This window comes from Rhizobium sp. SRDI969 (genome assembly GCF_025152725.1).
GTDB lineage: Bacteria > Pseudomonadota > Alphaproteobacteria > Rhizobiales > Rhizobiaceae > Rhizobium > Rhizobium leguminosarum_I.
On the sequence record NZ_CP104035.1, the window covers coordinates 3,489,845 to 3,500,000 of the forward strand.

The following is a 10,156-nucleotide window of genomic DNA, read 5'->3' on the forward strand; positions in this document are numbered from 1 at the left end:
ATTTGAATGCAATGACCATGCGCGAAAAGATAAAAGAGGCAGCGGCGCGGTATCCCGACCAGCGCTCTGCGATCATGCCCGCGCTTCTGATCGCGCAGAGGGAGCATGGCCATCTGCCTGGTCAGGTGCTGGAAGAAGTCGCCGACACGCTCGGAGTCGAACGGATCTGGGTCTACGAGCTTGCGACCTTTTATTCGCTCTTCCATACCGAGCCGGTGGGCATGTTCCACCTGCAACTCTGTGACAATGTTTCCTGCATGTTGTGCGGAGCCGAGGATCTGCTGAAGCATCTGGAAACGGTGCTGGCGATCAGGAAGGGCGACACCACGCCGGACGGGCTGTTCACGCTTTCCTCCGTCGAGTGCCTCGGTGCCTGCGAGATGGCTCCGGTGATGCAGGTCGGCGACGATTACCATGGCGCCCTTGATGTCGCGCGGATAGATGCACTTTTGGAGAACCTGCGGGCTACGGCGGAACGGGTCGCGAGCATCGAGCCCTCTGCGCGACCGCAGGGAGAGTAGCGCCATGTTCGAGCCGGTTCTCCTCAAGAATGTCGCCGTGCCGGACAGTCACCTGCTGTCGACCTACGAGGCTGGCGGCGGCTACCAGGCACTGGCGAAGGCGCTGAGAGAATACACGCCTGACGAGGTCGTTAACCTAGTCAAACAGTCCAACCTGCGCGGTCGCGGCGGTGCCGGATTCCCGACGGGCATGAAATGGAGTTTCGTACCGAAGCAGGTCGACAAGCCGAAATATCTTTGCTGCAACGCCGATGAGGGGGAGCCAGGTACCTTCAAGGACCGGATCATCATGGAGCGCGATCCGCATCAGCTCATCGAGGGGCTGGCGGTAAGCGCCTATGCGATTGGGGCCAAAACCGCCTATGTCTACATCCGCGGAGAATATGTGACGGCCATCCGTCGCCTGGAGCAGGCGATCGCCGAGGCACAGGAAAAGGGTTATCTGGGAACGGGCATTCTGGGCTCGAATTTCGATTTCGCCGTCCACATCCATTGCGGCGCAGGCGCCTATATCTGCGGCGAGGAGACTGCCATGCTCGAGTCGCTCGAGGGCAAGCGGGCGCAGCCGCGATTGAAGCCGCCGTTTCCGGCCGTGGCCGGGCTCTACGCCAGCCCGACTGTGATCAACAATGTCGAGACGCTGGCCTGCGTGCCGCATATCGTGGCGCGGGGCGCGGACTGGTTCCGCGGCATCGGCCCGGACAAGAGCCCTGGCCCGAAGCTCTACTGCCTCAGTGGGCAGGTGCGCAAACCCGGCCTCTACGAGTTGCCGATGGGCATACCCCTGCGCGAGCTGGTCGAGGAACATGCCGGCGGGGCCCTGCCGGGACGCAAGATCAAGGCGGTGATCCCGGGCGGGGTCTCAGCGCCGGTCATCCCTGAGCACGGGCTGGACGTGAGGATGGATTTTGACTCGCTGGCTGCCGCCGGCTCGATGCTCGGTTCGGCCGGCCTTATCGTGATCGACGATAGCACCTGCATGGTCAAGGTCGCCACCAGGGTCATCGAGTTCTTCCACCATGAGTCCTGCGGCAAGTGCACGCCCTGCCGGGAAGGATTGAACTGGGTCGTGAAGGTCCTGCGCCGGATTGAAGGCGGGGATGGCGCACCCGGCGATCTGGAGCAACTGGAGATGCTCTGCAAGGGCATTTTCGGCAATACGTTTTGTGCCTTGGGTGACGGTGCAGCGATGGGATTGCGGGCAGCACTCGCGCATTTCCGAGATGAATTCGTCGCCCATGTCGAGGAGCGGAGGTGCCCGTTTCACTAAAGGAGTGTGCCGGACCAGGCTGTGAGGAAACCATGCTTAAAGTCACGATCGATGGACAAACGCTGGAAGTTGAGGCTGGCTCGACGGTGTTGCAGTCCGCCCTGCGTTTGGGCATCGACATCCCGACCTTCTGCTATATGAAGCGCCTGCCGCCGCTCGCCTCCTGCCGCATGTGTCTGGTGGAGATCGAGGGCCTGCGCCGGCTGCAGCCGTCCTGCGCCACTGTGGCCACCGATGGCATGGTCGTGCGGACGAACACGCCTCTGATCGAGGAAACGCGCTCTTCCATGCTCGACATGCTGCTCGCCAACCACCCCCTCGACTGCCCGATCTGCGACAAGGGCGGCGAATGCGAGCTCCAGGACATGGTAATGGCCTACGGCCCCCGCGAAAGCCAATTCCACGATGACAAACGTGTGTTCCACTCCGAGGACATTCGTTTAAGTCCGGTCATCATCATGAACGTCAACCGCTGCATCCAGTGCCAGCGCTGCGTCCGGATGTGTGAGGAGGTCGTCGGCGCGGTGGCACTGGGCACCGTCGAAAAAGGCATGGATACCGCCGTCACCGGCTTCGAGGGCAGTCTGGCGAGTTGCGATCAGTGCGGCAATTGCGTCGAGGTCTGCCCGGTCGGCGCGCTGATGAGCTTCCCCTACCGCTACAAGGCGCGCCCCTGGGATCTCGTAGAGACCGACACGGTCTGCCCGCATTGTGGCACCGGTTGCCAGCTGACGGTGGGCACGCGCAAGGGCGAGTTCATGCGGGTGCGCTCGAAGTGGGACGAAGGTGTCAACCACGAAACTCTCTGCGTGCGAGGACGCTTCGGCCTCGATTTCGTTGCAAGCCGGGACCGGATCAAGCAGCCAATGATCCGTCACGATGGCGCCCTGGTTCCGGTTTCCTGGGACGAAGCGGGGGACTATCTGCACCGGCGACTGTTGGCCGTCGAGAGCAAGGATGCCGGCGGGCTGGCCTCGCCTCGCCTGCCCAACGAGGTGCTTTATCAGTTCCAGAAGCTGATGCGAACAGTATTCCGGACCAACAACATTGATTGTTCGTCACGCTGGGCCGCGCCCTTCGATACGCTCGGCCCGCTATTGGGAACTTTCTACAGCCGCAAGCCACTGGAGGACCTAATCGGCAGCGACTGCGTGCTCGTCGTCGGAGGCAACATAACCGAGGAGAACCCGGTCACCGAATACCTGCTGCGGGACGGCGCGCGGCGGCGGCAGACCGGATTGCTCATGCTATCGGCGCGGCCATCGCGTCTGGACGCCGATGCCAGGGTGGTGGTTCGTGTGCCTCCGGGCGGAGAAGCGGCGAGCCTTGCGGCGGTAGTGGCCGGTCTCGTGGCGGCGGCTGGTCAGGCCTTGCCGGGCGGCGCTTTTGCGGACATCGATGCGGCAATCGGCAGACCAGCGGCGGGCGCCGGCAGTGACGGGCCCGAGCGCCTGGCCGCCGCGCTCAGGGAAGGCCGCAGCGTCACCGTGCTTGTCAGCGTCGACCTCCTGAGATTACCCGAAGCGCGTGCGACGCTGCAGCAGCTCAACAACCTGCTGCACGTCCTCCGCCTGCTAGGCAAGGGCCCGGCGATGCAGTTTCTCTTCGACCGTGCCAACCAGATGGGCGCCTGGGACATGGGGGTCCTGCCGGCGGGTCTGCCGGGGCTGCGGGCGGTCGCCGATGACGCGGCGCGCGCAACTTTTGCACGAAACTGGGGCACCGAAATCCCGTCTGAACCCGGCGCGGATCTCGACGCCATGCTGGAGCTCTGCGTCGGTGGGCGGATGGGCGCGCTCTACATCGTCGGAACCGACCCCCTGGTCGCCTATCCCGACCGGGACTTCGTGACGCGGGCGCTTGGCGCCGCCGATCTCCTGATCGTGCAGGACGCGTTCCTCACGGATACGGCGGGCATGGCCGAGGTCGTCTTGCCCGCGTCGGGCTACGGCGAGGAATCCGGAACGTTCACCAACAATGAGGGCCGGATCCAGAATGTTCGCAAATTCCGTGTGCCCGTTTTCGAGGCGCGAGGCAATCTGGCGATTGTCGACTTCGTCGCGGCGCTACGCAACCAAGCGCTGCGGCCATCGACGCAAGCCGAAATTTTCGACGAGATTGCCCGGCTGGTTCCGGCCTATCAGGGGTTGACGCAGGACGGGCTTGCCGCCGACGGTGCATTCACCAAGGCAGTGCCAACATTACCGGCTGGCGTGTTCCTTGCGCCGCCGCCCGTTCCAACTGCAGCCGACCGGCTCATGCTGATCACCGGCGACTGCCTGTTCCACAACGGATATCTTTCCGAACGGTCGGACATCCTGAACACAGTCGCCAACGATCCCTATGTCGCGATGAGCGCGCAGGATACCGCGCAGCTTGGCCTGTCGGATGGCGATCAGGTGATCGTGCGTTCCGGCCAGGGCGAACTGACGGCGCAACTCAAGGTCGACAGGCGGTTTCCCAAGGGCCTCGTCTTCGTTCCGGAAAACTATAGAGCCTTGCGTCTCAACAGCCTGATGCGGCGGGGCGAATACCCATGCCCGGTGGAGGTCCAGAAGGTTCATGCCGCTCTTGAGCTCGACCGCACGGACCGGATCTGGCGTGGGGTCTGAAGATTTGGGATCGGGCATCGGAAGGCCCCCGGCATGCCGCCGTGTCCCAGCGTCTTTACATCGATCTGGCGACGTCAGTGATACCTGGTCCCGCAGATGTAATCCTGCAGATCCTGCTCTGTACGCTGCGCTTCGTCGAGCCTGTGTTTAACCACGTCCCCGATACTGACCACGCCGGTAACCTCGTTCCCGTCCATGACCAGCACATGACGCGTCCGTCGATTGGTCATGATCCCCATCGCGACGGGCAGCAAATCCTGTGTCGAACAGGTCGCCACACTGCGGTTCATGATGTCAGCGGCCCGCATCATCGCCGCCTCGGCCCCGTATTCCGCCACCGCATTGCAGCAGTCCCGCTCCGACAGCGTACCGAGGTATTTGCCGTTCGATCGGCTGACGACGACGAAGCCGATATTGTTGTCTCGAAACAGCCGCAGTACCTCCACCATCGTCTGATCGGGAGCAACTGTGATGACACCGACACCCTTGTTTTTCATGATTTCACCGACAAACATCTGAGCCTCCTTCCGAGCGCTTCGGTTTGACAGCTGGCGCGCGTTCATGTTCGCCGGATATTCCGCCACCAGTTGTAGCCCTGCGTCTCTTTCGTCTCGACAAGTACGTCCTTCTTCGTATTCAGGCGCGCGGCAACCACGCCGCCGCCGGTTGCCGCCTTACCCGGCTTGGCGAGCAGATCATCGCGCCCGATCACCAGGTCAGCTGAGGAAAAACTCGAGAATTCGTATTGCTGGCCAAGCGCGATCGCGTCCGCCGGGCAGGCGTCCTCGCACAGCCCGCAGAATAGGCATCGGGCCGTGTCGATCTCGAATTTGGCCGGGTGCCGCTTGCCGTTCTCGTCCTCGTAGGGGACGACTTCGATACAGTCGCAGGGACAGATTCGCGCGCAGAGTTCGCAGGCCACGCACTTGATCTCGCCCTCTTCATCACGCGTCAGGAAGTGATGCCCGCGATAGCGGGAGTAGGGCAGCCACTTTTCCTTGTCCGGATACTGCATGGTCACGGATCTGGAGAACATGTAGCCGAAGGTCAGAGCCAAGGCGCTCGCCAGATCGGCAAAGAACGCCCAACCAATCCATGTTCCAATTCTGTCCTGCGCGCGCGACATCGCCGCCTCGCTACGGAGCCGCTACGACCCCAAAAAGTACACCGGTTATAATTATGTTCGCCATTGAAAGAGGAAGCAAGACTTTCCATCCGATCGCCATCAGTTGGTCGTAGCGGTAGCGGGGGAAAGTGAAGCGGAACCAGATAAACACATAGACGAAGAACGCGATCTTGAGCACAAACCACAAGAGCGGTGGCAAGGGAATCAGAACTCCGTTCCAACCGCCGAAGAACAGGATCACCACCAGCACCGACACAAGCAATACGATGGCATATTCGCTGACCATGAAGAAGGCAAAGCGGATACCGCTGTATTCGGTATGGAACCCGGCACCCAGATCACCCTCCGCCTCCGCCAGGTCGAAGGGAATGCGCTGTGCTTCGGCGAGCCCGGCGACGAAGAACACAATGAATCCGACCGGTTGGTAGACGATGTTCCAGACATCGGCCTGCGCCCGCACGATCTCGAGCAGGCTCATGGATTGCGCCAGCATGACCACGCCGATGACCGCGAACCCCATCGGGATCTCGTAGCTGATCATCTGCGCGCAGGTCCTGAGGCTGCCCAGGACAGCGTATTTGCTGTTGGAGGCCCAGCCGCCGAAGATCACGCCATAAACCTCGATCCCGATCACCGAGAAAACGAAAAGGAGCGCCACATTCATGTTGGAGACGTAGAGCGTGATCTCGTGGCCGAGGACCGAGACCGTTTCGCCGAAGGGGATCGCGACGAACACCACAAAGGGCGGGGCGAGCGCCAGGATTGGCGCCAGTTTGAACAGGAACCGGTCGGCCTCGGCCGGGATGTGATCCTCTTTGGTCAGGAGCTTGATTCCATCCGCCGCCGGCTGCAACAGCCCGTGCCATCCCACGCGCATCGGCCCCATCCGCTGCTGCATGTGCCCGGCGATCTTGCGTTCCAGCCAGGTCAGCGGCAAGGGTAGCAACAGCAGGATCGCAATCAGGAACGCGACCTTCAAGACGATCAGGCCAAGGGCGACGATAAGTTCCATGATCCCGGCTACTTATTCATCGGGTTGAAGCGCACGACCGGACTTTGGCTCCGGCTATACAATGAGCACTGCGCGCACTTGTCAGATTACATGGTACAACGGCGACGCACCGCATACAATGCCGTCGCAGTTATGTCGCCGCTGGCTATGATGTGTCCGGGCTCAGGACGTTTTGAGACGAGTGGCTCGCTGCGCAAGATGAACGCTCCGCGTTTCCGCCGGTTGCACCGCGCCATCTTGCGTATCAAAAACCGCCGAGGCTCTCATCGCTGCAGGATGAAAGTTCCGTGGCAGGTCACTGTTTTATCGGGCTGGCCCGATCGACCGCTCATGACCTTCAGGTTATGGTCCGCAGGACGAGAGCTACCATCGCCAGGGAAAGCGAAGCTTTTCCGCCAGCGATAAGAAGGTAGGTGCTGATCTTTAGAGAGGATTTGGTTGCGGGGGCAGGATTTGAACCTGCGGCCTTCAGGTTATGGTCCGCAGGACGAGGAGCTACCATCGCCAGCGAAACGGATGCCTGCCTCGACCCAGCGGTAAGCAGAAACGCAAAAGGCCCGCAGGAGGCGGGCTTTTGCGTATGTGTATTTGGGAAGGTTTGGTTGCGGGGGCAGGATTTGAACCTGCGGCCTTCAGGTTATGAGCCTGACGAGCTACCGGGCTGCTCCACCCCGCGCCATGATGAGCTGTCTGGGGCAAGCCCGGACTTTTTGTTTGCCGGTCCTCGAAGGCTTTGCCTTCTGCGGTTCCGGCGGGGGCTGCTCCACCCCGCGCCATGATGAGCTGTCTGGGGCAAGCCCGGACTTTTTGTTTGCCGGTCCTCGAAGGCTTTGCCTTCTGCGGTTCCGGCGGGGGCTGCTCCACCCCGCGTTATTATTTTACAGCAGAAAGGGCCGCTTGCGCGACCCTTTTTGTTCGGCATGGGCCGTTTGTTTTGTTTAGAGAAGATTGTTTTATCAAAGTTGCGTTTTGCAGACCTGGCAGCGACCTACTCTCCCGCGTCTTAAGACGAAGTACCATGGGCGCAGGGGCGTTTCACGGCCGTGTTCGGAAAGGGAACGGGTGCAGCCACCCCGCCATAACCACCAGGTCGGCAAAGCGCAACTTTGTTGTTTTGAGAAGCTGGATTTGGAGCGAATAGGGAGTAGCCAATAGCGAATAGCGTTATTTGGTTCTCTTTCGCTGGTTTTGAACACGTCTTTTGGAACCTCTTCCGGCTGCGGGTGCTTGTGGCACCCATACAGGCCAGAGGCCGTCGCCAATCGTTTGGCGGGCCGTCCGCAGCGCCATGGCGCGTCAGGACAAAGGTCTGGCACATCGAACTTTGTTCGATGAGCATAGTCAATGAGAACGATCAAGCCGATCGAGCTATTAGTACCGGTAAGCTTCATGCGTTGCCGCACTTCCACACCCGGCCTATCAACGTGGTCGTCTTCCACGGCTCTGATAGGGAATACTCGTTTTCAGGTGGGTTTCCCGCTTAGATGCCTTCAGCGGTTATCCCGTCCATATGTAGCTACCCTGCTATGCCCTTGGCAGGACAACAGGTCCACCAGAGATATGTCCATCCCGGTCCTCTCGTACTAGGGACAGATCCTGTCAATATTCCTACACCCACGGCAGATAGGGACCGAACTGTCTCACGACGTTCTGAACCCAGCTCACGTACCGCTTTAATTGGCGAACAGCCAAACCCTTGGGACCTGCTCCAGCCCCAGGATGCGATGAGCCGACATCGAGGTGCCAAACAACCCCGTCGATATGGACTCTTGGGGGTCATCAGCCTGTTATCCCCGGCGTACCTTTTATCCGTTGAGCGATGGCCCTTCCACGCGGGACCACCGGATCACTATGACCGACTTTCGTCTCTGCTCGACTTGTCAGTCTCGCAGTCAGGCGGGCTTATGCCATTGCACTCGACGACCGATTTCCGACCGGTCTGAGCCCACCATCGCGCGCCTCCGTTACTCTTTCGGAGGCGACCGCCCCAGTCAAACTACCCACCATACACTGTCCCGGACCCGGATAACGGGCCGCGGTTAGACATCCATGACGATAAGGGTGGTATTTCAAGGATGGCTCCACGGAAACTGGCGTCCCCGCTTCAAAGCCTACCACCTATCCTACACATGCCGACACGAATGCCAGTGTAAAGCTATAGTAAAGGTGCACGGGGTCTTTCCGTCTGACCGCAGGAACCCCGCATCTTCACGGGGAATTCAATTTCACTGAGTCTATGTTGGAGACAGCGGGGAAGTCGTTACGCCATTCGTGCAGGTCGGAACTTACCCGACAAGGAATTTCGCTACCTTAGGACCGTTATAGTTACGGCCGCCGTTTACTGGGGCTTCGATTCAAAGCTTGCACCTCTCCTCTTAACCTTCCAGCACCGGGCAGGCGTCAGACCCTATACGTCGTCTTGCGACTTCGCAGAGCCCTGTGTTTTTGATAAACAGTCGCTACCCCCTGGTCTGTGCCACCCCATAATAGTTGCCTACCATGGGGTCACGCTTCTTCCGAAGTTACGCGTGCAATTTGCCGAGTTCCTTCAACATAGTTCTCTCAAGCGCCTTGGTATACTCTACCTGACCACCTGTGTCGGTTTCGGGTACGGTCTATACGGTGGAGCTATTTCCTGGAACCGCTCCGCTGCCCTGATAATCCAATAAACCAGAACAACTTGTGCAATCCGTCACTACCACCAGGCCCACGAATATTAACGTGGTTCCCATCGACTACGCATTTCTGCCTCGCCTTAGGGGCCGGCTAACCCTGCTCAGATTAACTTTAAGCAGGAACCCTTGGTCTTTCGGCGAGAGGGTCTCTCACCCTCTTTATCGTTACTCATGTCAACATTCGCACTTCCGATACCTCCAGGAGCCCTCACGGGTCTCCCTTCATCAGCTTACGGAACGCTCCGCTACCACGTGTATTGCTACACATCCTCAGCTTCGGTGCATGGCTTCAGCCCCGTTACATTTTCGGCGCAAAGACCCTTATTTAGACCAGTGAGCTGTTACGCTTTCTTTAAATGATGGCTGCTTCTAAGCCAACATCCTGGTTGTTTTGGGATCCTCACATCCTTTCCCACTTAGCCATGACTTGGGGACCTTAGCTGGAGGTTAGGGTTGTTGCCCTTTTCACGACGGACGTTAGCACCCGCCGTGTGTCTGCCGAGTAGTACTCCCCGGTATTCGGAGTTTGGTTAGGATCAGTAAGACGGTGAGTCCCCATAGCCCATCCAGTGCTCTACCCCCGGGGGTATTCGCTCGACGCTCTACCTAAATAGATTTCGCGGAGAACCAGCTATTTCCGAGTTTGATTGGCCTTTCACCCCTAGCCACAAGTCATCCCAATCTATTGCAACAGATGCGGGTTCGGTCCTCCAGTTGGTGTTACCCAACCTTCAACCTGCTCATGGCTAGATCACTCGGTTTCGGGTCTAATGCAACAAACTAAATCGCCCTATTCAGACTCGCTTTCGCTTCGCCTACACCTACCGGCTTAAGCTTGCTTGTTACACTAAGTCGTTGACCCATTATACAAAAGGTACGCCGTCACCCTTTCGGGCTCCGACTGTTTGTAGGCATCCGGTTTCAGGTTCTATTTCACTCC

Annotated in this window: 6 protein-coding genes, 1 tRNA gene and 2 rRNA genes (1 of these 9 only partly in view); 3 read left to right on the plus strand and 6 right to left on the minus strand. The window is 59.6% G+C overall.

The window, feature by feature from the left end:
* Window positions 1-11 precede the first annotated feature (11 nt).
* The 3 genes from nuoE to nuoG are packed head-to-tail and all read left to right on the plus strand — an operon-like array spanning window position 12 to window position 4,403.
* Window positions 12-521 (plus strand): NADH-quinone oxidoreductase subunit NuoE, encoded by a 510-nt coding sequence (nuoE, locus tag N2A41_RS17420; protein WP_162117877.1) that lies wholly within the window; start codon window positions 12-14, stop codon window positions 519-521.
* Window positions 522-525: 4 nt separating this feature from the next.
* Window positions 526-1,791, plus strand: a complete 1,266-nt coding sequence (gene nuoF, locus N2A41_RS17425; protein ID WP_260109347.1) for an NADH-quinone oxidoreductase subunit NuoF — start codon at window positions 526-528, stop codon at window positions 1,789-1,791.
* A 32-nt stretch (window positions 1,792-1,823) separates the two neighbouring features.
* Entirely contained in the window at window positions 1,824-4,403 is a 2,580-nt protein-coding gene (nuoG, locus tag N2A41_RS17430; protein ID WP_260109348.1) for an NADH-quinone oxidoreductase subunit NuoG, read from the plus strand.
* 74 nt (window positions 4,404-4,477) lie between these two features.
* Here nuoG and N2A41_RS17435 read toward each other — a convergent pair whose 3' ends face one another.
* From N2A41_RS17435 to N2A41_RS17460, 6 genes are all read right to left on the minus strand, one after another.
* On the minus strand, window positions 4,478-4,918 hold the full coding sequence (locus tag N2A41_RS17435) for a CBS domain-containing protein (protein WP_026154335.1): 441 nt from the start codon (window positions 4,916-4,918) through the stop codon (window positions 4,478-4,480).
* Between the two features lie 44 nt (window positions 4,919-4,962).
* On the minus strand, window positions 4,963-5,529 hold the full coding sequence (locus tag N2A41_RS17440; RefSeq protein WP_017965952.1) for an NADH-quinone oxidoreductase subunit I: 567 nt from the start codon (window positions 5,527-5,529) through the stop codon (window positions 4,963-4,965).
* A 10-nt stretch (window positions 5,530-5,539) separates the two neighbouring features.
* Window positions 5,540-6,541, minus strand: coding sequence for an NADH-quinone oxidoreductase subunit NuoH (nuoH, locus tag N2A41_RS17445; protein WP_017965953.1), 1,002 nt, complete (start codon window positions 6,539-6,541; stop codon window positions 5,540-5,542).
* A 599-nt stretch (window positions 6,542-7,140) separates the two neighbouring features.
* Window positions 7,141-7,217: transfer RNA gene (locus tag N2A41_RS17450), tRNA-Met, on the minus strand.
* Window positions 7,218-7,516: 299 nt separating this feature from the next.
* Window positions 7,517-7,631: ribosomal RNA gene (gene rrf / locus N2A41_RS17455) — 5S ribosomal RNA — on the minus strand.
* Between the two features lie 260 nt (window positions 7,632-7,891).
* A 23S ribosomal RNA gene (locus tag N2A41_RS17460) occupies window positions 7,892-10,156 on the minus strand (it continues 613 nt past the right edge of the window).